Annotated in this window: 19 protein-coding genes and 1 tRNA gene; 13 read left to right on the forward strand and 7 right to left on the reverse strand. The window is 70.3% G+C overall.

The features are described 5' to 3' along the window. Positions 1 to 194: 194 nt before the first annotated feature. Positions 195 to 2,102, reverse strand: a complete 1,908-nt coding sequence (gene dnaG / locus SGCZBJ_RS19235) for a DNA primase (RefSeq protein WP_101719559.1) — start codon at positions 2,100 to 2,102, stop codon at positions 195 to 197. 221 nt (positions 2,103 to 2,323) lie between these two features. On the opposite strand from dnaG, the gene SGCZBJ_RS19240 reads away from it, so the two are divergent. From SGCZBJ_RS19240 to SGCZBJ_RS19270, 7 genes are all read left to right on the forward strand, one after another. Beyond that, positions 2,324 to 3,265 (forward strand): BON domain-containing protein, encoded by a 942-nt coding sequence (locus tag SGCZBJ_RS19240; RefSeq protein ID WP_101719560.1) that lies wholly within the window; start codon positions 2,324 to 2,326, stop codon positions 3,263 to 3,265. Positions 3,266 to 3,436: 171 nt separating this feature from the next. Next, the gene (locus SGCZBJ_RS19245) at positions 3,437 to 3,835 is read left to right on the forward strand and encodes a group III truncated hemoglobin (RefSeq protein ID WP_101719561.1); all 399 of its coding nucleotides are present in this window, start codon (positions 3,437 to 3,439) and stop codon (positions 3,833 to 3,835) included. A gap of 56 nt (positions 3,836 to 3,891) precedes the next feature. Continuing rightward, positions 3,892 to 4,536 (forward strand): 2OG-Fe dioxygenase family protein, encoded by a 645-nt coding sequence (locus SGCZBJ_RS19250; protein WP_101719600.1) that lies wholly within the window; start codon positions 3,892 to 3,894, stop codon positions 4,534 to 4,536. A 103-nt stretch (positions 4,537 to 4,639) separates the two neighbouring features. After that, on the forward strand, positions 4,640 to 6,565 hold the full coding sequence (locus tag SGCZBJ_RS19255; RefSeq protein ID WP_165799383.1) for an HWE histidine kinase domain-containing protein: 1,926 nt from the start codon (positions 4,640 to 4,642) through the stop codon (positions 6,563 to 6,565). A 250-nt stretch (positions 6,566 to 6,815) separates the two neighbouring features. Beyond that, positions 6,816 to 7,592, forward strand: coding sequence for an ImuA family protein (locus tag SGCZBJ_RS19260; protein ID WP_101719562.1), 777 nt, complete (start codon positions 6,816 to 6,818; stop codon positions 7,590 to 7,592). Continuing rightward, complete coding sequence (locus SGCZBJ_RS19265) at positions 7,504 to 9,135, forward strand: Y-family DNA polymerase (RefSeq protein ID WP_101719563.1); 1,632 nt, start codon at positions 7,504 to 7,506, stop codon at positions 9,133 to 9,135. The genes SGCZBJ_RS19260 and SGCZBJ_RS19265 overlap by 89 nt, the downstream gene beginning before the upstream one ends. 303 nt (positions 9,136 to 9,438) lie before the next feature. After that, positions 9,439 to 12,753 (forward strand): error-prone DNA polymerase, encoded by a 3,315-nt coding sequence (locus SGCZBJ_RS19270; protein WP_101719564.1) that lies wholly within the window; start codon positions 9,439 to 9,441, stop codon positions 12,751 to 12,753. Between the two features lie 145 nt (positions 12,754 to 12,898). Here the strand turns inward: SGCZBJ_RS19270 and SGCZBJ_RS19275 are convergent, their stop codons facing one another. From SGCZBJ_RS19275 to SGCZBJ_RS19285, 3 genes are all read right to left on the reverse strand, one after another. Next, positions 12,899 to 14,770, reverse strand: coding sequence for a polysaccharide biosynthesis protein (locus tag SGCZBJ_RS19275; protein WP_101719565.1), 1,872 nt, complete (start codon positions 14,768 to 14,770; stop codon positions 12,899 to 12,901). A gap of 73 nt (positions 14,771 to 14,843) precedes the next feature. After that, positions 14,844 to 16,058: a molybdopterin molybdotransferase MoeA gene (locus SGCZBJ_RS19280; protein ID WP_276308971.1), complete on the reverse strand. Its 1,215-nt coding sequence runs from the start codon at positions 16,056 to 16,058 to the stop codon at positions 14,844 to 14,846. Between the two features lie 33 nt (positions 16,059 to 16,091). Continuing rightward, positions 16,092 to 16,886, reverse strand: coding sequence for an AraC family transcriptional regulator (locus tag SGCZBJ_RS19285; RefSeq protein ID WP_101719566.1), 795 nt, complete (start codon positions 16,884 to 16,886; stop codon positions 16,092 to 16,094). Between the two features lie 91 nt (positions 16,887 to 16,977). Here SGCZBJ_RS19285 and SGCZBJ_RS19290 point away from each other — a divergent pair, with 91 nt between their 5' ends. Continuing rightward, a complete protein-coding gene (locus tag SGCZBJ_RS19290) occupies positions 16,978 to 18,195 on the forward strand; it encodes an MFS transporter (RefSeq protein WP_101719567.1) in 1,218 nt (405 codons plus the stop codon). Between the two features lie 72 nt (positions 18,196 to 18,267). Here the strand turns inward: SGCZBJ_RS19290 and SGCZBJ_RS19295 are convergent, their stop codons facing one another. Continuing rightward, a complete protein-coding gene (locus tag SGCZBJ_RS19295) occupies positions 18,268 to 19,104 on the reverse strand; it encodes a ferredoxin--NADP reductase (RefSeq protein ID WP_101719568.1) in 837 nt (278 codons plus the stop codon). Between the two features lie 284 nt (positions 19,105 to 19,388). On the opposite strand from SGCZBJ_RS19295, the gene SGCZBJ_RS19300 reads away from it, so the two are divergent. Continuing rightward, positions 19,389 to 19,784, forward strand: coding sequence for a hypothetical protein (locus SGCZBJ_RS19300; protein WP_101719569.1), 396 nt, complete (start codon positions 19,389 to 19,391; stop codon positions 19,782 to 19,784). Positions 19,785 to 19,833: 49 nt separating this feature from the next. Here SGCZBJ_RS19300 and SGCZBJ_RS25750 read toward each other — a convergent pair whose 3' ends face one another. Continuing rightward, positions 19,834 to 20,007, reverse strand: a complete 174-nt coding sequence (locus SGCZBJ_RS25750; RefSeq protein ID WP_165799384.1) for a hypothetical protein — start codon at positions 20,005 to 20,007, stop codon at positions 19,834 to 19,836. A 244-nt stretch (positions 20,008 to 20,251) separates the two neighbouring features. Here SGCZBJ_RS25750 and SGCZBJ_RS19305 point away from each other — a divergent pair. The 3 genes from SGCZBJ_RS19305 (at position 20,252) to nusG (ending at position 21,274) form a co-directional block, all read left to right on the forward strand. Then, a tRNA-Trp gene (locus SGCZBJ_RS19305) sits at positions 20,252 to 20,327 on the forward strand. A gap of 63 nt (positions 20,328 to 20,390) precedes the next feature. Further along, positions 20,391 to 20,702, forward strand: a complete 312-nt coding sequence (gene secE, locus SGCZBJ_RS19310) for a preprotein translocase subunit SecE (protein WP_101719570.1) — start codon at positions 20,391 to 20,393, stop codon at positions 20,700 to 20,702. Positions 20,703 to 20,716: 14 nt separating this feature from the next. Next, on the forward strand, positions 20,717 to 21,274 hold the full coding sequence (gene nusG / locus SGCZBJ_RS19315) for a transcription termination/antitermination protein NusG (RefSeq protein ID WP_058346465.1): 558 nt from the start codon (positions 20,717 to 20,719) through the stop codon (positions 21,272 to 21,274). A gap of 68 nt (positions 21,275 to 21,342) precedes the next feature. Here the strand turns inward: nusG and SGCZBJ_RS19320 are convergent, their stop codons facing one another. Then, positions 21,343 to 21,897, reverse strand: a complete 555-nt coding sequence (locus tag SGCZBJ_RS19320; RefSeq protein WP_101719571.1) for a hypothetical protein — start codon at positions 21,895 to 21,897, stop codon at positions 21,343 to 21,345. 250 nt (positions 21,898 to 22,147) lie between these two features. Here SGCZBJ_RS19320 and rplK point away from each other — a divergent pair, with 250 nt between their 5' ends. Beyond that, positions 22,148 to 22,579: a 50S ribosomal protein L11 gene (gene rplK / locus SGCZBJ_RS19325; RefSeq protein WP_010918527.1), complete on the forward strand. Its 432-nt coding sequence runs from the start codon at positions 22,148 to 22,150 to the stop codon at positions 22,577 to 22,579. The last annotated feature ends 1 nt before the right edge of the window (position 22,580 follow it).

Below are 22,580 nucleotides of genomic sequence, written 5' to 3' on the forward strand. Positions count from 1 at the left end.
ACTTCCCCCTCCGGCCCTTCGGGGCAACTCCCCCTTCAGGGGGGGGGGATCTTGGTCGGTGAACCTCCCCCTCCTGGGAGAGGCGGCCGAAGGCCGGTGGGGGGACGGTTTCAGCTTTCGGGGCGGTGGCCGGTTTTGCAGTTTCTCCCCCCACCGATCGCTGCGCGATCGCCTCCCCCTCCTGGGGAGGTTTCTCAGTGCGCGGGCTGCCAGAATTCCAGGTTGCTGATCTGGCGTTCGAGGATGGCGATGCGGTCGCGCAGGTCGCGGGTGGCGGTGAGGCTGGCGGCGGTGACCGCTTCCTCGCGCATGGCCTTGAGGGCGCGCTGGGCGTCGCCGACCTCGACGATGGCCTCGTAGCAGGCGGCCCACAGGGCGCGGGCCCGCTCGCGCTCCATCTTGGGATCGAGGAACGGCGGCTTGAGGGTCTGGGCCAGTCGGTCGAGTTCGGCCAGTTCCTCGCCCCGGCCCTTGCGGACCAGGATGTCGCGGAACGGCGTGTCCTCGCTGATATCGTCGATCAGCGCCTCGAAGATCTCGTGGGCCAGGCCCTTGAGGCGCGCTTCGCCAAAGCCGATCCGCTCCAGCGCCTCGTCATAGGGGCGCGCCCAGCCCGGATGGTCGACGGCCGCGATGGCCACGGCCGCGTGGAAGGGGTTCAGTCGACGGCCGATCTGCTCGCGCGCGACGCCGCGGATGCCAGGATCGGGCGGACCGCGCTCGCGGCCTTTCCAGCCGCCGCCACCGCCGCCGCGCGGGGTGAACGGGCGCCCCTCGCCATAGGCGCCTTGCCCGCCGCCGCCATAGGCCGGTTTGGGGAACAGGACGTCGAGCTTGGCGTAGAGATCGTCCTTGTAGGCGCTGGCCAGGTCCTTGTCGGCGATCGTGCCGGCCGCCGCGCGCAGGCGCTGCTTGAGGCCCGCCTTGCGCTCGGGCGTGTCCAGCGGCTCCAGGTCGCGCTCGCGCACGAACAGCGCCTCGACGAAGGGGGTGGTCTGGGTGACCTGGGCCTTCAGCGCCGCCGGGCCCTGCTCGCGCAGCACGTCGTCGGGATCCTTGCCGCCGCTGACGATCGAGAAGCGGAACGAACGGCCGGGCTTGAGCAGGGGCAGGGCGCGGTCGATGGCGCGGCTGGCGGCGCGCTGGCCGGCCTTGTCGCCGTCGAAGCACAGCGTCGGCTCGGGATGCAGGCGCCACAGCGCCTCCATCTGCTCTTCGGTCAGGGCCGTGCCCATGGCCGCCACGGCCGAAAGGTTCGCCCGCTGGCAGGCCACGACGTCCATATAGCCTTCGACCACCAGCAGCGGGGTCTGCTCGTTGGGAGCCGCCGCTTGGGCCGCATGCAGGATCTTGCGGGCGTCGTAGAGGCCGTAGAGCACCCGGCTCTTGTGGAAGAGGCTGGTCTCGGGACCGTTCAGGTACTTGGCGCGGGCGTTGGGATCCATGGCCCGGCCGCCGAACGAGACGACCTTGCCGCGCGTGTCGGTGATCGGAAACATGATCCGGTCGCGGAAGCGGTCGTAGGGCGCGCCGCCGTCCTCGGGCGCGATCAGCAGGCCCGCCTCGACCAGGTCGCCGGGCTTAGCGCCCTTGGCGACCAGATAGTCCTTCAGCGCCGTGCGGCCGTTGGGGGCGAAACCGATGCGAAAGCGCGTCCACTGGTCTTCGGGCAGGGCGCGGCGGTCGAGATAGGCGCGGGCGTCCTTGCCCACCGGGCGGCGCAACTCGGCCTCGAACCAGGCCGCGGCCAGCTCCATCCAGTCGCCCAGACCCGCGCGCTTGCGGTCGTCCTGGGCGGCGCGGGCGTCGGGCTCGGGCAGGGACATGCCGGCCTCGGCGGCCAGCCGTTCGACCGCCTCGGAGAAGGTGAGGCGCTCGGTCTCCTGCAGGAAGCTGATGATGTCGCCGTGCTTGCCGCTGGAGAAGCAGTGGTAGAAGCCCTTGTCGTCATTGACGAAGAACGACGGGCTCTTTTCCTTGGTGAAGGGCGACAGCCCCGCGTACTCGCGACCCTGCCGCCGCAGCTTCACCGTCTTTCCGACCACGTCGGAGGGGCGAAGGCGGGACTTCAGTTCTTCAAGGAAGCGGTCGTCGAAGCGCATGGCGTTAGGGCGCCAACATAAGCTCCTCCGCGCGCGAAGGCACGCCTTGCTCACCGACAAACTACAGGGGGCGTGGGACTTATCCCTGCGTCTTCCACAAGTAGCTGGGCGCGGGTGCAAAGAAGCGTCGCATTAGGAACAGGCCTTTCGGCCCCTCCGTTCTCAGCCCGTGGGACGCCTCGACGCGTCCCGACGCCACATGAGAGCCACGGAGAAGACTGATGCCCGAGTCCCGCTGGAACGACCGTGAAGGCCGCTTCGAAATCGACCGCGACCGAGATTTCGACGACGAGCGCGGCTACGGCTACGACGCCTCGCGCGCTGATGGGCGCCGCCAGGATCGCTACGCCCAGGATCCCGACTGGCGCGACCGCTACGCCGCCCGCGAGCAGCGCAGCTACGGCGAGCCGCGTCGCCGCTCGGGAAGCGCCGAGCTGCGCCGGGCGATCAGCCAGGGCGGCGACATCGGCTATGGCTCGATCCGCTCGGGTTCGGACTACGCCTCGGGCCGGGGCTATCGGGCGCCGGGCGATTACGGCCAGGTCGGCGGCTTCGACTTCGGCGGCTCCACGGCCGACTACGGCGGGGGCGGCTATCGCGGCGAGGCGCCCGACTATGGCGACCGGGCCTATTTCGACCGCCGTCACGAGCGCGAACGCAACTACTACACCGACGGTCCGGGGCGGGGGCGCCAAGACCGTGAGCACTGGGCCTATGCCCGCCATCCGCGCGACCGCCACGACGAGGATCGCGGCTGGTTCGAGCGGGCCCGCGACGAGGTCTCCGCCTGGATGGGCGACCACGACGCCCAGCGCCGCCGCGAGCACGACGCGGCCATCCGCGCCGACCATCGCGGCCGGGGTCCCAAGGGCTATCGCCGTTCGGACGAGCGCATCCGCGAGGACGTCAGCGACCGGCTGACCGACGACGGCTGGCTGGACGCCTCGTCCATCGAGGTGGCGGTCAAGGACGGCGAGGTCACTCTGAGCGGGACGGTCCACGCCCGCGACGACAAGCGCCGGGCCGAGCTGTTGGCTGAGAGCGTCTCGGGCGTCGACAACGTGCAGAACAACCTGCGCCTGGATCGCGGTCCGGAAGCCAAGGCCGGCGATTGGAGCCTGCAGGGCAATGCGCCCCAGCAGGGCGTGACGGGCAAGGCCTAAAGGCGTGCGTGGTCCTCGCCCTTTGACGGGCTCAGGGTGAGGACCATTTCACAGGACGTGCAGTAGAACCTCATCCTGAGCCTGTCGAAGGACGAGGTTCGCCTCCCATTTTTCCGCTTAGGTACTGTTCCCTAGCTTGGCTGGCGGGCCGCTTGGGACCATCTAGGGCCCATGTCCGAGCCCGCCCTCCAAGAACCGACCTTCACCGACGCCGAGATCGACGCCCTGGTCGAGACCTTCTACGCCAAGGTCCGCCGCCATCCGCGCATCGGGCCGGTGTTCAACGGCCAGATCGCCGAGGACGCCTGGCCCCATCACATGGCCACGCTGAAGGATTTCTGGGCCACGGTGCTGCAAGGCTCAGGGCGCTACAAGGGCTCGCCGATGGCGGTGCACCAGCGCATCGAGGGCTTCCAGGAGTGGATGTTCACCCCCTGGCTGAACCTCTTCCACGCCACCTGCGTGGAGCTGTTCGACGCCCCGCGCGCGGCGATCGTCGGCCAGAAGGCCGAGCGCATCGCCCGTTCGCTGAAGCTCGGGCTGTTCTTCCGCCCGGGAGCGCCGGCGTGAGCGGGATCTCCAAGAGCATCGAGGCGGAAGGCTTCGCCATCGTCCCGGCCGCCGACATGCGCGCCTTGCTGGGCGGGCTGCCGGACTGGGACCTCTTCGCCGAGAGCTGGAACGACCTGGGCGTCGACGGCTTCATGGCCGACGGCGGGCGCTATCGCAGGCGGCGGTTCGCGGCCTTCGCGGCTTCGGCCGACGGTACGATCGCGCGCAAGCCGCACCAGCCGCACTACCAGAGCCGCGACTACAACGCCCTGAACGGCGGCGTGCAGCGGTGGTTCGAGCCGGTGACGCAAGGCGTCGCCGAGCATCCGGCGACCCGGGCGGTGCTGAAGGCGGGACTGGAGCTCTTCCACCCGCTGACCGCCGACCCGCCCGCGGCCTGGCATGTCGAGCTGCACCAGTTCCGCATCGAGGCCCACGACGGCGAGGCCGGTCTGCCCACGCCCGAAGGCGCACACCGCGACGGCGTCGACTGGGTGATCGTTATGCTGGTCGAGCGGCACAATGTGGCCAGCGGCGTCACCGACATCTTCGCCCCGGACGGTCGCGCCCTGGGCTCGTTCACCCTGACGCAGCCGGGGGACGCGGTGTTCATCGACGACCATCGCGTCCTGCACGGGGTGACCGCGATCTCGCCGCTCGAAGCCGGGCAGGAGGCGCGGCGCGACGTGCTGGTGGTCACCTTCCGACGGGAGGACTGAAGGCGCTCCGGCGAAGAGACGGGGCGCGACCGTTTGTCTCACTCCACCTTGAGAGGTGGGCGTGCAAGCCTGCCGCTCCTTCGCGAAACGAGCGCCGTAATCCATGACCGACGACGCCCCTTCGCCCTCTCACGCCGGTCGACGGGACACCTTCTCGGCGACCATGGCCGACGCCGTGCCGATCCTGATCGGCTATGTCGACGCCGATCGCCGCTATCGCTTCGTCAATCGCGCCTACGAGACCTGGTTCGGCGTCCGTCGCGAGGACATCGAGGGCCGGTCCCTGCTCGAGGTCATGGGCGCGGACGCCTATGAGCGCGTGCGCGACCATGTCGACGGGGCGCTGGAAGGCCAGAGCCTGACCTTCGAGGGCGAAGTGCCCTACCAGGCCGCGGGCCTGCGCCATGTCGAGGCCAAGTACGTACCGGACGTGGCCCCCGACGGCGCCGTGCTCGGCTACTACGTGCTGGTCACCGACATTTCCGCGCGCAAGCGGGCCGAGGCCGAGCTGGCGCGCCTCCTGGTGCGCGAGCGGCGGCGGGCCCTGATGCTGGACCTGGGCCGTCAGCTGCGCGAGGAGAGCGAGGTCGCCGCCATCGCCGACAGGGCCTGCGCCGTGCTGGCCGCGCAGCTGGGCGCCCAGCGCGCCGGCTATGCCGAGGTGGACCTGGCCGGCGTCTCGACCCAGATCGTCGGCGAGTGGGGCGGGGAGGGCGTGCAGCCCCTGGTCGGTCCGTTGTTCGTGCTCGACGATTTCGGCCCGGCGATGAGCGATGACTTGCGGGCCGGGGTGCAGGTGGTGATCGACGACGTCCGCGAGGACACGCGCACCCGTCACAGCCTGGACGCCTATGTCGCGCTCGACATCCGGGCCTTCGTGGCCGTGCCGCTGGTCAAGGCCGGGCGGCTGGTCTCGTATCTTTTCGTCTGCCAGGAATGCGCCCGCACCTGGGGTGTCGACGAGGTCGCCTTCGTCGGCGACGTGGCCGAGCTGATCTGGGCGGCCAGCGGCCGGGCCCGCGCCGACGCCGCCCTGCGCCAGGCCGAGGAGACCGAGCGCCTGCTGATCCGCGAGGTCGACCACCGGGCCAAGAACGTGCTGGCGGTGGTGCAGTCGCTGGTCCAACTGACCCCCTTCGTCGACAAACGCCAGTACGTCACCGCGCTCAGCGGCCGTATCGGCTCTTTGGCTCGTTCGCACAGCCTGCTGTCGACCACCCGCTGGACCGGCGCGGGCTTACGGGCCCTCTTGGAGCAGGAGCTGGAAGCCTACAGCGTCGAGCACGAAAGCCGGGTGGTGCTGGACGGCCCGCCTGTGCTGATCCGGGCCGAGGCGGCCCAGTCGCTGGGCCTGGTCGTGCACGAACTGGCCACCAACGCCAGCAAGTACGGGGCGTTGTCGGCGCCCGGCGGGGTGCTGGAAGTGCGCTGGACCTGGGAGGCCGGGCGGCTCGTCATCGACTGGCGCGAGGGCGGCGGTCCGACGACCATCGCCCCGGCCCGGCGCGGCTTCGGTTCCACCCTGATCCAGAACGCCGGCAAGCAGCTGGGCGCGCAGGTCTCGCACGACTGGCGGGCCGAGGGCCTGCATTGCCGCATCGAGCTTTCACGCGGGGCCCTGCCCCATGCGGGCGGGGGCGAGCGCTCGGCGGCCATGACCGGCGCCCCGCCCGACGGCGGCCTGCAGGACCAGCGGGTGTTGGTGGTCGAGGACGAGGCCCTGGTGGCCATGGAGCTGGCCCGCGTGCTGGCCCTGGCCGGCGCCCAGGTGGTCGGTCCGGCCGGCGACGTCGAGGAGGCCCTGGAGCTGATCGAGAGCAGCCTGATCGACCGCGCCGTGCTCGACGTGAACCTCGGCGGCCGCATGGTCACGCCGGTGGCCAAGGCGCTGGCCGAGCGGGCCATCCCCTTCGTCTACCTGACCGGCTACCAGGAACCCGGCCTCGACGACGGCCCGGTGCTGCACAAGCCCGCCGCTCCCGAGGCCCTGGTCAGCGCCCTGGCGGGACGGCGCGTGGAGCGGGTTTAGGGACGCACTCCCAAACTCCCGTCATTCCCGCCCTTGTGGCGGGAACCTCTCTTTCAGCCGCAAGGGCAGATGGCGCGGATCGCCAGCGATCCGCTTGCACTTCACGTGCGCATGGAACCAGGGGTTCCCGCCACAAGGGCGGGAATGACGGGAGGAAAAGGGGGGGGGCGGCAGGTGACACCCCGCCACACTCGATCACCTTGACTCCGGCCTCCATCGGGATCAGAACAAAATGTGAACGGAGGTCGCCATGCCCGGCTCGCGCGAGGCGCGTATCGAGGCCCTGAGAGGTCGGATCGCCGCCATCGAGGCGGGGACTCGGACTCCGACTCCGGTCCTGCCGTTCGGTGACTGGCGCATCGACTCCCGCCTTCCCGGCGGGGGGCTGCCCAGGGCCGGCTGGCACGAGGTGGTCGGCGAGGGGCTGGAGGGCGAGAGCGGGGCGGCGACGGCGGCCTTCGTGGCGCTTCTCGCAAGACCTCGCGCCGCCAAGGGCGCGGTGGTCTGGGTGTTGCGGCGCTCGGACCTCTATGTTCCGGGCCTGGTGAACCTGGGCTTTCCGGTCGAGCGGCTGGTGATGGTGCGGGTGCGTGACGAGGCCGAGGGGCTGAGCGTGCTGGAGGACGCCCTGGCCACGTCCGGCGTCGCGGTCGCCATCGGCGAGGCCGAGGCGCCGGACCTGGTGGCTGGCCGCCGGCTGCAACTGGCCTGCGAGCGGGCGGGGGGCTTCGGGATCGTGCTGCACCGCCGGCCCTATGGCGGACCGGTCAAGGGCGCGACCGGTTCGGCGGCCTTCAGCCGCTGGCGGGTGGGGCCCGCGCCGGGGCGCGCGCCGCCGGATGGGCTGGGCCTCGGCCCGCCCGCCTGGCGCGTGGCGCTGGAACGCTGCCGTGGCGGACGCCCGGGAGCGTGGATCCTGGAACATTCGGAGGCCGATCATGGCCCGCATCCTTTCCGTGTGGTGTCCGAACTGGCCGATCACGACCTGGCGCCGCCATCACCCGAACGCCTTCTCGCCGTCGGCTGAGGGGGAGAGGGTGTCGAGCCCCAGATCCTCCCCCCCTGGGGGAGGTGGCCCGGAGGGCCGGAGGGGGCCGGCGCAGCCGGTGGAGCCAGACCCCCCCTTCGCCCTGCTCGTCTCCGAACGCGGAACCCGTCGCCTGGCCGCCGTCGACGCCGCCGCCATGGCGCTGGGTCTTTCCGCCGGCCAGAAGGCCGCCGACGCCCTGGCGCTGGTTCCGCAGCTTGTCACCGCCGATCACGACCCGGACGCCGACCGGCGGGCGCTGGAGAGCCTCTGCGACTGGTGCGTGCGGTTCTCGCCGGCTGTTGCGGTCGACGGCGACGACGGCCTGCTGCTCGACATCACCGGGACCGACCACCTGTGGGGCGGCGAGGACGCCATGCTGGCCGACCTGCTGGAGCGCCTGTCGCGCTGGGGCGTGCCGGCGCGCGGGGCGATCGCCGACACCGCCGGCGCGGCCTGGGCCCTCGCTCGCTTTGGAGGGGCGCGCTTCGGATCAGGGCGAGCGGTGGTTCCGCCCGGCGGCCAGCGCGAGGCCCTGGCGCGCCTGCCGGTGGCGGCCCTGCGGCTGGACGAGGCCGCCCAGGCCCAGCTGCCGCGCCTTGGCCTGCATCGCGTGGGCCAGCTCTACGCCCTGCCGCGTGCCCAGATGGCCAAGCGCTTCGGCTTGGCGTTCACCCAGCGGCTGGACCAGGCCCTGGGCGCGGCCGGCGAAGCCCTGGCCTTCCGGCGCCCGGCCAGCCCCTGGTTCGAGCGCCTGGCCTTCTTCGAGCCGATCAGCGCGCCCGAGGATCTGGTTCGCGTCGCCGCCGACGTGCTGGCCCTGATCTGCAAGCGGCTGGAGGCAGAGGGGCGCGGGGCCAAGCGGTTCGAGGTCGTATATCACCGCCTGGACGGCAAGGTCTTCGCCGTGCCCGTCGGCCTGGCGCGGCCAGGGCGCGATGCGGCGCGCCTGGCCAAGCTGGTCGCGCCCAGGCTCGACGTCGTCGATCCGGGCTTCGGCATCGACGTGATCACCGTCCACGCCTTCGCGGTCGAGGCCCTGGCGCAGGGCCAGGCCCGCATCGACGCCGAACTGGACGCGGCCGAGGCGCTGGCGCCGCTGGTCGACCGGCTGGTCAACCGGCTGGGCGATGGGCGCGTCTGGCGGCCCGACCCGGTGGAGAGCCATGTGCCCGAGCGCGCCGTGGGCCGGTCCGCGCCCCTGGCGGCGCCGACGGACGCCCGGCCCTGGAACCCCGACCTGCCGCGCCCGACCCGGCTGCTGAAACGCCCCGAACCGATCGAGGTGATGGCCAAGCTTCCCGACGACCCGCCGCTGCGCTTCACCTGGCGCGGCCGCCATCACCGCCTGCGCGCCGCCGAGGGGCCTGAGCGCATCGGCCAGGAATGGTGGCGCGGCGACTTCGACGACACGGGTCCGGGCCGGATCCGCGACTATTACCGGGTGGAGGACGAGGCCGGCGGCCGGTTCTGGATCTACCGCCAGGGTCTCTATGGCGACGACGCGTTGCCGAAGTGGTGGCTGCATGGCCTGTTTGGTTGAAGCCTCAAAGACCCTCCCCCTGAAGGGGGAGGTGTCGGCGAAGCCGACGGAGGGGGAAGTCATTCCTCACGTTCGTACGCGCGCCGAACTCAGCAGCCGCTTCCCCCTCCGGCCCTCCGGGCCGCCTCCCCCTTCTGGGGGAGGGTCTGGAGACGCGGGCGCTAAAAAGATCCTCCCCCTCTGGGGGAGGTGGCCCGGAGGGCCGGAGGGGGGCCGTTTTCAGCGTCCGCGGCGGTCGACGCTCATCAGCTGCTCCCCCCTCCGTCCGCTGCGCGGACACCTCCCCCACGGGGGGAGGATCCCATGACCCACGCCTACGCCGAGCTCCAGGCCACCACCAACTTCTCGTTCCTGCGCGGGGCCTCGCGCGCCGAGGAGCTGATGCTGACCGCCGAGGCCCTGGGCCTTGCCGCCGTGGGCGTGGTCGACCGCAACAGCCTGGCCGGGGTGGTGCGGGCCTGGACGGCGGCCAAGAAGCTCAAGGTCCGGGCCCTGGCCGGCTGTCGCCTCGACTTCGCCGACGGCACGCCGAGCCTGCTCTGCTATCCCTCCGACCGCGAGGCCTTCGCGCGGCTGACGCGGTTGCTGACGGTGGGCCAGCGGCGGGCGGGCAAGGGCGAGTGCGTCCTGTCGTGGGCCGACTTCGTCGAGCACGGCGAGGGGCAGCTCGTCTTGGTCGTGCCGCCCGAAAAGCTGGACGCCGCCTTCGAGGCCGACCTTGCCCGCATAGCCTGCGTGCTGAAGGGCCGGGTATGGCTGGCGGCCAGCCGCGCCTACGCCGCCCAGGATCTCAAGCGCCTCGCCCGCCTCGACGCCCTGGGGGAGGGCGCCGGCGCGCCGATGGTCGCCACCAACGACGTGCTCTATCACGGACCCGAGCGGCGGCCGCTGCAGGACGTGATCACCTGCGTGCGCGAGCACTGCACGATCCAGGAGGCCGGTTTCCGGCTCGAGGCCAACGCCGAGCGCCACATCAAGGCCCCGGCCGAGATGGCGCGCCTTTTCGAGCGCTGGCCCCGGGCGATCGCGCGGACCACCGAGATCGTTTCGCGCATCGGCTTCGACCTCAAGCACCTCGAGGAAGAGTACCCCGACGAGCCGGTGCCGCCGGGCAAGACCTCGATGCAGCACCTGACCGACCTGACCTGGCAGGGGGCGGCCTGGCGCTATCCGGCCGGGGTTCCGCCCAAGGTCGAGGCCCAGCTGAAGGAAGAACTGCGGCTCATCGCCAAGATGGACTACCCCAACTACTTCATCACCGTGCACGACATCGTCGGCTGGGCGCGGGGGCAGGGGATCCTGTGCCAGGGGCGGGGGTCTGCGGCCAATTCCTCGGTCTGCTACTGCCTGGGGGTGACGGCGATCGACCCCACCAAGCACCGGCTGCTGTTCACACGCTTCATCTCCGAGAACCGCGGCGAGCCGCCCGACATCGACGTCGACTTCGAGCACGAGCGGCGCGAGGAGGTGATGCAGTACGTCTACCAGCGCTATGGCCGGGAATATGCGGCCATCTGCGGCACGGTGATCCACTACCGCCCGCGCAGCGCCATCCGCGACGTCGGCAAGGCCCTGGGACTGACCGAGGATGTGACCAGCCTGTTGGCCGGCACCGTCTGGGGCAGCTGGGGCGACGGTTTGCCAGAGGAGCACCTGAGGAACGCCGGCCTTGACCCCAAGGCGCCGGAGATCGCCCGCGCCGTGGCCCTGGCCACCGAGCTGATGGGCTTTCCCCGCCATCTGTCGCAGCACGTGGGCGGCTTCGTGCTGACCAAGCGGCGGCTGGACGAGACCGTGCCGATCGGCAATGCGGCGATGAAGGACCGCACCTTCATCGAGTGGGACAAGGACGACATCGACAGCCTGGGGCTGATGAAGGTCGACGTTCTGGCCCTGGGCATGCTGACGGCGATCCAGCGGGCCTTCGGCATGCTGCGCGAAGATCACGGCGAGCCGATCGTCGACCTGGCGGGCGTGCCGGCCGAGGTGGCGGGCGTCTACGACATGCTGTGCGTGGCCGACAGCATCGGGGTGTTCCAGGTGGAGAGCCGGGCGCAGATGTCGATGCTGCCGCGCCTGCGGCCCCGGCGGTTCTACGACCTGGTCATCGAGGTGGCGATCGTGCGGCCCGGCCCCATCCAGGGCGACATGGTCCATCCCTATCTCAAGCGCCGTAACGGCATCGAGCCGGTGGACTGGCCGCATCCCTCGCCCGAGCACGGCCCGGAGAACGAACTTCAGGAAATCCTTGGCAATACCTACGGCGTGCCGCTGTTCCAGGAACAGGCCATGAGTCTGGCCATCGAGGCGGCCAAGTTCACGCCGGACGAGGCCGACGGCCTGCGCAAGGCCATGGCCACCTTCCGCAACCTGGGCACGCCGGCCGAGTACCGGGTGAAGTTCGTCGAGGGCATGGTGCGCCGCGGCTACCAGCGCGACTTCGCCGAGCGCTGCTTCAAGCAGATCGAGGGCTTTGGCCACTACGGCTTTCCGGAAAGCCACGCGGCCAGCTTCGCCAAGCTGGTCTATGTCTCGGCCTGGATCAAATGGGCCTGGCCGGACGTGTTCTGCGCGGCCCTGATCAACTCCCAGCCGATGGGCTTCTACCAGCCGTCCCAGCTGGTCCGCGACGCCCGCGAGCACGGGGTTGAGGTGCGGCCGCCGGACGTGATGGCCAGTGACTGGGATTGTACGCTGGAGGCTTCCAGTTCCTCCCCCGCGTCAGCGGGGGAGGGGGACCGCGAAGCGGTGGAGGGGGCGACGGCGCGCACGGCGCTCTGTCCCTCGCCCCCTCCGTCACGACGCGACCCCCGCAAGATCTCCTGCGAAAAGACCCGCCCGCGCTGGAAGGCCCTTCGCCTGGGCCTGCGCCAGATCAAGGGCCTCAAGGCGGTCGACGTCCAGGCCCTGGTGAAGGCCCGCGACGAGGGCGCGCGCACGCCGGCGGAGTTCGCGCAGGGGGGCGTGCCGCAGCGGGCGCTGGAACTGCTGGCCGAGGCCGACGCCTTCGCCTCCACGGGCCTGTCGCGCCGCGACGCCCTGTGGGCGGTCAAGGGGCTGAAGGGCGAGCACAGGGCGCCGGTCCAGGCCCCGCTGCTGGCCGGCCTGCCCCTGTTCGAGGATCGGGTGGCCCTGCCGGCCATGGGCAAGCCTCAGGAAGTGGCCGAGGACTATCGCACCACCAGCCTGTCGCTGAAGGCCCACCCATGCGGCTTCTACCGGCCGATGCTGCGGGACATGGGCGCGGTCACCGCCGACCGGCTGGCGGGCATGCGCAACGGCCAGAAGGTGTCGGTCGGCGGGCTCGTCCTGATCCGCCAGAGGCCGGGCACGGCCAAGGGCGTGGTGTTCGTCACCCTGGAGGACGAGACGGGCGTGGCCAACGCGGTCGTCTGGAAGGACCGCTTCGAGGCCGACCGCAACGTGGTGATGACCGCCTCGTTCCTGGTGGTGCATGGTCGGGTGCAGGCGGCCGAGGGCGTGATCCACATCGTCGCCGAGGGCTTCACCGACCTGTCGGCGGAGCTGTCGACCCTGCGCGACGAACCCGGCGCCCCGGCGCCGCGCGTGCGCCAGAAGGTGTCGGGCCGGCTGCTGCGAAGCCGGGATTTTCATTGAGGGGCTTGGGGGCCTCCCCCTGTGGGGGAGGTGATCGCGAAGCGATCGGTGGGGGGAAGTGAGCGAAATCGGCGGAGGTTTCGGCAGCTGAGAACGACCCCCCGCCGGCCTTCGGCCGCCTCCCCCACAGGGGAGGTTCTGCGGATCAAGCCTCCGCCGTCTCCGCCGTCGTCGACCGCAGCCGCTCGACCAGCGCGAACAGCTGCGCGCGTACGCCGAACTCGTCGCCGGCCAGGGCGGCGGCCTCGAGGGCGGCAAGGGTCGTCTCGTCTATGCGCGGCGTCGGCGCCACCGGGGTGGCCTCGACCACGCCGGCCGACTTGGGCGCGGCGGTCTCGTTGACGTCGACCAGGGCCTCGGTGAGCTTTTCGCCTGGACGCAGGCCGGTGATGCGGATCTCGATGTCCTTGCCGGGGACGAGGCCTTGCAGCTCGATCATCCTGCGGGCCAGGTCGATGATCTTCACCGGCTCGCCCATCTCCAGCGTCAGCACGCCGGCCGGGGGCTCGGCGTCGGCGGCCGACTGGGCCACGGCCCGCAGCACCAGCGACACCGCCTCGGGGATGGTCATGAAGTAGCGCTCGACATTGGCGTCGGTCAGGGTGACCGGGCCGCCGCGGGCGATCTGGTGGCGGAACACCGGCACCACCGACCCGGCCGAGCCCAGCACATTGCCGAAGCGAACGACGCCCACCCGCATCTGGCCGCCGCCGCCTAACTGGCGGGCGATGGCTTCGGCCACGCGCTTGGTGGCGCCCATGACGCTGGACGGGGCCACGGCCTTGTCGGTCGAGATCAGGGCGAAGTGCGCGGCGCCGGCGGCCCTGGCGGCGAGGGCGACGTTGCGGGTGCCCAGCACGTTGGTGCGCACGCCCTCGCACGGATGGTTCTCGACCATCGGCACGTGCTTGAGGGCGGCGGCGTGGAAGACGATGTCGGGCTGTTCGGCCGCCAGCAGGCGGGTGACGCGATCGGCGTCGCGCACGTCGCACAGGGCCTCGCGGCGCGGCAGGGCGGGCCAGGCCTCGGCGATCTCGCGGTCGATCAGGAAGAGGTTGGCTTCGGAGGCGTCGACCATCGTCAGGTGGGCCGCGCCGCTGGCGGCGATCTGCCTGCAAAGCTCCGATCCGATGCTGCCGCCGGCTCCGGTGACCAGCACGCGGCGGCTGCTGACCAGGGCGCGGACGGGCGCGGGGTCGAGGCGCACGGGCGCGCGGCTGAGCAGTTCCTCGAGGCTGATCTCGCGCAGGGCGGCGGCTGTGGGGCCCTCGCCCATCTCGACCACGCCCTGGCGGCGCAGCAGGCGCACGCCTTCGCTCTTCAGCCGGCCCAGGCGCTCGGCGCCGAAGGCGCTCAAGGGGGCCTCGGCCAGGAACAGCACGGCGGCAGGCGACAGGCCGCCGTCGTTGAGCTGGCGCATGACGGCGTCGAAGCGGTCGATGGCGCCCAGCACGCAGACGCCGCGGATTTCGTCGCCGGTCTCGCGGGCCTGCGGGGTCAGCAGGCCGACCACGGCGTAGCGCTCGGCCAGGGCCGGGTCGCGCAGGAAGGCTTCGGCCTCGGCCGCCGTGCCGATGATCAGCAGGCGCGGCAGGGCCGGATGGGCGGGGGCGGGGCGCAGGCGCAGCAGGGCCTCGCCCAGCACGCCCTCGTGCAGCGCCCGGCGACCGACGCGCAGGGCGGCCAGCAGGCCGATCTGCACGACCAGGGCCGCCAGGATGGTGCGCAGGCCGCCGTCCAAGTCGGGCAGGACGACGAAAGCCAGCAGCGAGAAGGTCAGGGCCGTCAGCGCCGCCGAGCGGGCGATGCGCAGGTAGTCGGCGGCGGCCACGAACCGCCAGGGCGCTCGCTCCAGGCGGAACAGCAACTCCACGACGAAGGCCGACAGGGCGTAGACGCCGGCATGGGCCAGCAGGCCCGGCCGATCGGTGTCCAGGCCGACGGCCAGGACCTGCCCGACCAGAAGGGCCAGAAAGGCCAGGAACACATGCGCTGCGATCTTGCCGGCGCGACCCATGGACACTCGAACTCCGTTCAACTTTCGCGGCTTAGCATGCCGCTCGCTCGTCGTCGCCGATTCAGGGGGCGTTTCAGGCGCGGGCCAGCGGCAGGGTGGTCACCAGGTCGCCGGCGGCGGCGGGCGGGGCGCCGGCGGGTCTCATGACCAGGGCGTCGGCGCGGGCGAAGACGCCGACCAGCGAGGAATCCTGGTCGGGGAAGGGCGCGACCGTCACCCGACCCTCATTGTCGATCGACCGCGCGGCGCGCATCCAGTGTTCGCGAGGGCCGTTGCCGGGCAGGGGGGCGGAGAGGCGCGCGACCCCGAACGGCAGGACCGGATCGGCGCCCGACAGGGCCGCCAGCAGCGGGCGCAGGAACAGCTCGGCGCAGACCAGGGCCGAGGCCGGGTTGCCCGGCAGGCCCAGCACCCGGCGGCCGCCCTCGATGAAGCCGAACCAGGTCGGCTTGCCCGGACGCACGGCGATGGTCTGGACGCGAAGATCCAGGCCCAGTCGCGTCATGGCCGGCTTGACCAGGTCGTAGTCGCCGACCGAGGCGCCGCCGATGGTCACCACCAGGTCGACGGCCGCGTCGGCCACGGCGGCGGCGATGGCGTCCACGGAGTCGGCGGCGGGGGCCAGCTTGATCGCCTGCCCGCCCCAGGCCTCGATCAGGGCCGCCAGGCTGAACGAGCCGGATTCGAAGATCTGGTCGGGCGCCGGCGCACCGCCGGGCGGAACCAGTTCGTCGCCGGTGGCCAGGATCGCCACCTTGGGCCGACGGGCGACGGGCAGCACGGCCAGGCCGGCGGCGGCGGCCAGCGACAGCCGCCAGGGATCGATGCGCACGCCGGCCTCCAGCAGCCGGTCGCCGGAGCGGAAGTCGCCGCCGGCCGGGCGGATGTTGGCCTTGGGGCTTTCACCGGCCGCGAAGGACACGCGGTCGCCATCACGGATCGCCTCTTCCTGGATGACGACGAGATCGGCGCCGGCGGGAACCGGCGCGCCGGTGAAGATCCGCACCGCTTGCCCGGCCTGCACGGCCTTGGGATAGGCCCGGCCCGCCGCGCTTTCGCCGACGACCGCGAAGGCTTCGACCACGCCGTAGTCGGCCCGGCGGATCGCCCAGCCGTCCATGGCCGAGGCGTCGAAGGGCGGCTGGCAGCGATCGGCGACGACGTCCTGGGCCAGCACGCGACCGACGGCGTCCGGCAGGGCGGCGGCCTCGACGCCCAGGCGCGTAGCGCCGTCCAGCATGCGGCCGCGGGCGTCCTCGACGGTCAGGTTCTTCAGGGCTTGGCTCACGGACCGGAGGTCTCCGTCAGGGGGCGGCGCGGGTCAATCGAAACCTGCGCCGGCCCCGCCCGGCTTGTACCGGTTTGGCGGAATGCCCAGCAGGCGCTTGAACATGGTCGAGAAGGCCGCCGGGCTGTCGTAGCCGAGATCCAGCGCGATGGTCGTCACCGGCTCGCCGGCCGCCAGGCGGGGCAGGGCGGCGAGCAGGAGCGCCTGTTGCCGCCAGGCGCCGAAGCTCATGCCGGTCTCGCGGCGGAAGGCGCGGGTGAAGGCCCGGCGGCCAAGGCCCAACTGTCCGCACCAGTCGTCGATGGTCTCGTGCGGCGTGGGGCGTTCGAGAAAGGCGTGGCAGCGATGGGCCAGGGCCGGGGCGGCGGGAAAGGGCACGGCCAGCGGGATCACCGGCGCGCGGGCCAGTTCGGCCAGCAGCAGGTTCATGACCAGGCCGTCGCGGCCGGCCTCGTCATAGTCGACGGGGATGTCGCAGGCGGCGATCAGGAGGCAGCGCACCAGCGGCGAGACGCCGATCACCCGCCCGGTGTCGCCCAGCGCCGCCGAGGCCCGTTCGTCCAGCAGCACGCTGCGGGTGCTGACCGCGCCGACCATGCGGACCGAATGGGGCGTGCCCGCCGGCGTCCACACCGCGCGCTCGGGCGGGGCGATCCACGCGCCGTGCGGGGTCGAGACCACGGCCACGCCGGCCGCGGCGTAGAGCAGCTGGCCGCGCCCGTGCTGGTGCCAGTTCAGCTCGAACGAGGGCGGGTACTCGTTGCCGGTGGCCACCACCGGACGGGGCGTGGCGTCGTAGTCGGCGGGATGCACCCAGGGCTTGGCCATCTGTCCCACTTGCGAAAGTGAAAGTCCCGATGCGGAATGCGGGACGCAGTTTCAGGTCCTATCGCGGTCGCACCTTCACTGGAAGAGCCCGATGACCGACACCGTGATCCGATCCCCCGCCGCCGACCCGTCCAGCCCGCAGGCAGAGACCACGGTGTTCGGCGTGATCCTCGCCATCAGCGGCTGTCACCTGCTCAACGACATGATGCAGTCGCTGCTGCCGGCCATCTATCCGAACCTGAAGACCGACCTGCACTTGAGCTTCGGCGAGATCGGCCTGGTCACCCTGGCCTACCAGATCACCGCCTCGATCCTCCAGCCGCTGGTGGGGCTCTATGCGGACCGCCGCTCCAACCCCTGGGTGCTGCCGGGTGGGACGCTGTTCTCGCTGGCTGGCCTGGCGGTGCTGTCGGTCGCGCACGTCTACGGCCTCGTCCTGCTGGGCGCCTCCCTGCTGGGAGTCGGCTCGTCGGTGTTCCACCCGGAATCGTCGCGGGTGGCGCGGATGGCGGCCGGCGGCCGGCCGGGCCTGGCCCAGTCGCTGTTCCAGGTCGGCGGCAACGCCGGCCAGGCCCTGGGACCGCTGGCGGCGGCGCTGGTGGTGGTGCGCTGGGGTCAGTCGAGCCTGGCCCTGTTCGCGCTGCTGGCCCTGCTGGCCGGGGCGGTGCTGTGGAACGTCGCCGTCTGGGCCCGCCATCACGGCGCGGCGCGCCTGGCTCTGGCCGGGGCCCGCAAGGTCTCGATCGACCTGCCCAGGGGCGCGGCCGGCAAGGGCATCGCCATCCTGCTGGTGCTGATCTTTTCGAAGTACGTCTACATGGCCAGCCTGACCAGCTACTTCACCTTCTACCTGATCGAGCGCTTCCACCTGTCGGTCGAGAACGCCCAGATGCACCTCTTCGCCTTCCTGGCGGCGGTAGCGGCGGGCACGATCGCCGGCGGGCCGGTGGGCGACCGCTTCGGCCGCAAGGCGGTGATCTGGATCTCGATCCTGGGCGTGCTGCCGTTCACGCTGCTGCTGCCCTACGCCAACCTGTTCTGGACCGGGCCGCTGGTGGTGGTCATCGGCCTGCTGCTGGCCTCGGCCTTCCCGGCCATCGTGGTGCTGGCCCAGGAACTGGCGCCGGGCCGGATCGGCATGATCTCGGGCCTGTTCTTCGGCTTCTCGTTCGGCATGGGCGGCCTGGGGGCCGCGGTGCTGGGCGAACTGGCCGACTGGAAGGGCGTCGAGACCGTCTACAAGCTGTGCGCGGTGCTGCCGGCGCTGGGCCTGCTGGCCGCCTTCCTGCCGAACACCCGGAGGCGGTGAGAGCTGAGGCCAGACAGCAAAAAGGCCAGCCTCGCGGCTGGCCTTTTCGTTTGAAGCGAGATGTTCGCCGGATCAGCCGACGAAGGCGCGCTCGATGACGAAGTCGCCGGGCTCGGCGTTGGAGCCCTCGACCAGGCCGTGGGCCTCGAGCAGGGCGGCGGTGTCCTTGATCATGGCCATCGAGCCGCACAGCATGGCGCGGTCGTGCTCGGGATCGAACTTGCCGCCTTCCAGGCCCAGGTCCTCGAACAGCTTGCCGCTGTTGATCAGGTCGGTGAAGCGGCCCTGGCGCTCGAACGCCTCGCGGGTGACGGTGGGATAGTAGACCAGCTGGGCCTTGGCCTCGTCGCCGACCAGCGGGTCCTCGTGGATCTCGCTGGTGAAGAGGTCGCGATAGGCCAGTTCCTGCACTTCGCGCACGCCGTGGGCGACGATCACCTTCTCGAAGCGGCTGTAGGCGTCGGGATCGCGGGCGACCGACAGCCACGGCGCCAGGCCCGTGCCGGTGCCGAACAGGAACAGGCGCTTGCCCGGCTTGACCGCGTCCAGCACCAGGGTGCCGGTCGGCTTCTTGCCCAGCAGGACCTGGTCGCCGGCCTTGATCTGCTGAAGGCGCGAGGTGAGGGGACCGTCGGGCACCTTGATCGAGAAGAACTCCAGCTCCTCGGCGAACGAGGGCGAGCCGATCGAATAGGCGCGCAGGATCGGCTTCTTCTCGCCCAGCTCCTCGCGGGCGGGCAGGCCGATCATCACGAACTCGCCCGAGCGGAAGCGGAAGCTGGCCGGGCGGGTGATGGCGAAGCTGAACAGCCGGTCGGTCCAGTGCTTGACCCAGAGGACGGTCTCCAGGTGGTGCGGGGACTCCTTGGCGGGAGCAGGGGCGGCGGCGGTGGCGGTCTCGGCCGTCATGTCAGTGATTTCGATCCTGTTCGCGCCGTCCGAATAACGGCGGCGCGCATAAGAAAAGTCGGGTGTCGCTCCGGCCCTGAAGGCGACACGCGTGTCATGTGAGAAGTTGAGAGCGGATGTCAACTTTTGCTCTCTGAACGCGCTTTGAGAAAAAATTCTACAAGCAGCTCAAAATAACGCGGTTCGCTTTTTCCGACTGTGTCAAAAATGTGATTGCCGACCACCCAAACGGGGCGCAGACTTCCTTTTGCTTCGTTCGCGAAGCCAACGATACGGAGGAACGTATGCGGGTGAGGTTCATCATGGCCGCCGCGGCGGCCAGTCTGTTAGCGTTAGGCGTAGCGGGTTGTGAAGGCGGCGCCCAATCCAAGTCCGCCCAGGCCCAGAAAGTGACCCTGGAGGGCAAGTCGGTGACCGCGAGCGGCTGCGTGCGGCCGGTCGAGAACACCAAGTGCCTCGTCGTGCGCGGCCCCAACGGCGGCTATTACGACGTTTCCAGCGCCAGCCCGGCTCCGGACCCCGCCAAGGGGGTCGGCGTCTCGCTGCGTGGTCGCGACCAGGGCAAGAACACGGAATGCGGCCGTGAGCTCACGGACGTGAAGTGGTCGTACCTGAACGTCCAGTGCGCGGCGGCGACGCCGAGCGCCTCGACCGGCGCCGAAGAAAAGAAGGACGGCTAAGGCCGCCTGTCGCTTCGAACGGCTCTAAGGTTCCGGTGAAGGCTGCGCTTCAGCCTTCGCCGGAGCCGGGGTCGGTTCGCGTCTTGGGCGTGTCGACACTGGCCTCGCCGCCGGCCGGTTCGGTCGCGGGACGCGGCGGCTTGCCGTCGACATTCGGATTCGGTCGCTGATTCTCGTGCTCGACCTCCCGATTGGAGGGGCGCTCGCCGGTATTCGCGGCCATCTTTCATCCTTTCAGGCATTCTTTCAGGCGCGGGCGGACCAAGAAACCTGTGAAAAGGCGCCGCTTGATCCGTGACTTCCGCAATAACGCGTGTCGAACGCGTCCTGATCCGCTTGCCGGGCGCAAACGACCCTGCTACACGACGCCGCTCTGGCGCTGGGAAGCGTCGGCGGCGCCGCTCGCGGCCCTCCGGCCTAGACCGACGCCAAGGCTGCGGTCCTCTCTATCGGGACCGGAGTTCTGCAGGAGTGTAGCTCAGCTGGTAGAGCATCGGTCTCCAAAACCGAGGGCCGGGGGTTCGAGTCCCTCCACTCCTGCCACTATATGTCATCGGCCGGTCCGGCGTTCGGCCCGGCCTGTCAGATACGCGAGCCTCTGAAACCATGGCCAGGAAACCGGGATCCAGCCCGTCAGCGATCAAGAACCGCGCCGCCCGTACGGCCGCGGCGCTGGCCCCTGCCGGTCAAGCTCCTTCCGCCGCCGCCGCGGCGCCCAAGAAGCCCTTCAACCCGGTGCAGTTCTTCCGCGAGGTCCGCGCCGAGGCCCGCAAGATCACCTGGACCACCCGCAAGGAGACCTGGATCACCTCGGTGATGGTCTTCATCATGGTGATCGTCGCCTCGGTGTTCTTCTTCGGCGTCGACTGGATTTTGGGTACGCTGGCCAATCTGCTGCTGAAGTTCGCGGCCGGATAAGACATATAAAGACCATGAGCACCGAAACCGCGACCAACCCGAACCACAAGTGGTACATCGTCCACGCCTACTCGAACTTCGAGAAGAAGGTGGCCGAGAGCATCCGTGAGCAAGCCAAGGCCCAGGGCCTGGAAGACAGCTTCTCCGAGATCCTGGTGCCCACCGAGGACGTCGTCGAGATCCGTCGCGGCCGCAAGGTCAACGCCGAGCGCAAGTTCTTCCCGGGCTACGTCCTGGTGAAGATGAACCTCTCGGACGAGGCCTACCACCTGATCAAGAACACCCCGAAGGTGACGGGCTTCCTGGGCAGCGGCTCCAAGCCGACCCCGGTCTCCGAAAAGGAAGTCCAGCGCATCGTCGGCGCGATCGAAGAGGGCGTCGAGAAGCCCAAGACCGTCGTGCTGTACGAAGTCGGCGAGAACGTCCGCGTCATCGACGGTCCGTTCGCCAGCTTCAACGGTTCGGTCGAGCAGGTCGACGAGGAAAAGGCCCGCCTGCGGGTCACCGTCTCGATCTTCGGCCGCGCCACCCCGGTCGAGCTGGAATACAGCCAGGTCGAGAAGATCGCCTAAGCGATCCCTCAGCCGAAGCTTTCGAAAACCCCGCGCCGGCGACGGCGCGGGGTTTTTCCTTTCCGGCCTCAGGCGGGTTCGCCCTCGATGACGACCTGGGCCCGTGGAATGCGCCGGCTGTTCTGGCTGGGGAAATCGTTCTTCAGGAAGGCCTTCATGTCATCGATCAGGGCGATCACCCGGCGCCGGCTGCCGACGTAGGAGATCGGCTCGGCGGCGTTCGGCAGGCTGGTGCACAGGTTGATGCAGCCGATCGACGACAGGAAGCCGTTCACACCCGGATGGATCAGGATCTCGGCCCGCGCCCCGGTGTTCTTCAGCTCGATGCCGGGCTTGGGCCGGGCGCTGGTGCTGAGATTGTCGACATAGCCGATGGTGTCGTACTTCGTGCCGTCCTGGGTCCACAGCGGATAGACGCCGGGCTCCACGCGCTTGCCGTTCTCGGCGACGCTGTTGTCGCCAGGACCGCGCGACTCCGCCGTCTGTCCCGACAGCCCGGCCACAGGCTGGCCGTCGTGATAGACCTGATAGACGCCCACGGTGCGCTTCTTTCCGTCCGACGCGCGCTTCTGCACCGTCTGCCGGACGATATGCAGCTCCCAACCTTGCTTGCTGATCGGCATCGCGATCTCCCCCTCTGGTTTGCCAGCGGCGAAATTAACACGTCATGGTTGTTGCTCAATCCCCGGTCGTGTCGCTGGGCGGGCCTGGGTGCTTGCGTGCGGGCCGCGCTCCTGCTAAACGCCGCGTCCTCGCTTCGGGACCTGGTTCCGAGGCGTGTTCGTCGTTCTGGCGAACCCAAATCCGTGGAAGGGCCGCCAAGCCCGCACCACGGCTCACCAGCGAGGGCTCCGGCCCTCACGAGAGGATAGTATGGCTAAGAAGATCCTGGGCTACATCAAGCTCCAGGTGAAGGCTGGTTCGGCCACGCCTTCGCCCCCCATCGGCCCGGCTCTGGGTCAGCGCGGCGTCAACATCATGGGCTTCTGTAAGGAGTTCAACGCGCGCACCGAGAACGTCGAAAAGGGCACCCCCCTGCCGACCGTGATCACTGTCTACCAGGACAAGTCGTTCACCTTCATCACCAAGACGCCCCCGGCGACCCACTACCTGAAGCAGATCACCGGCCTGAAGTCCGGCGCGAAGCTGACCGGTCGTGAGACCGTCGGCGAAGTGACGCGCACGCAACTGCGCGAAATCGCCGAAAAGAAGATGAAGGACCTGAACGCCAACGATCTCGAGGCCGCCGCCAAGATCATCGAAGGCTCCGCCAAGGCCATGGGCCTGAAGATCGTGGAGGCCTAAT

Source organism: Caulobacter zeae (assembly GCF_002858925.1).
GTDB classification, from domain to species: domain Bacteria; phylum Pseudomonadota; class Alphaproteobacteria; order Caulobacterales; family Caulobacteraceae; genus Caulobacter; species Caulobacter zeae.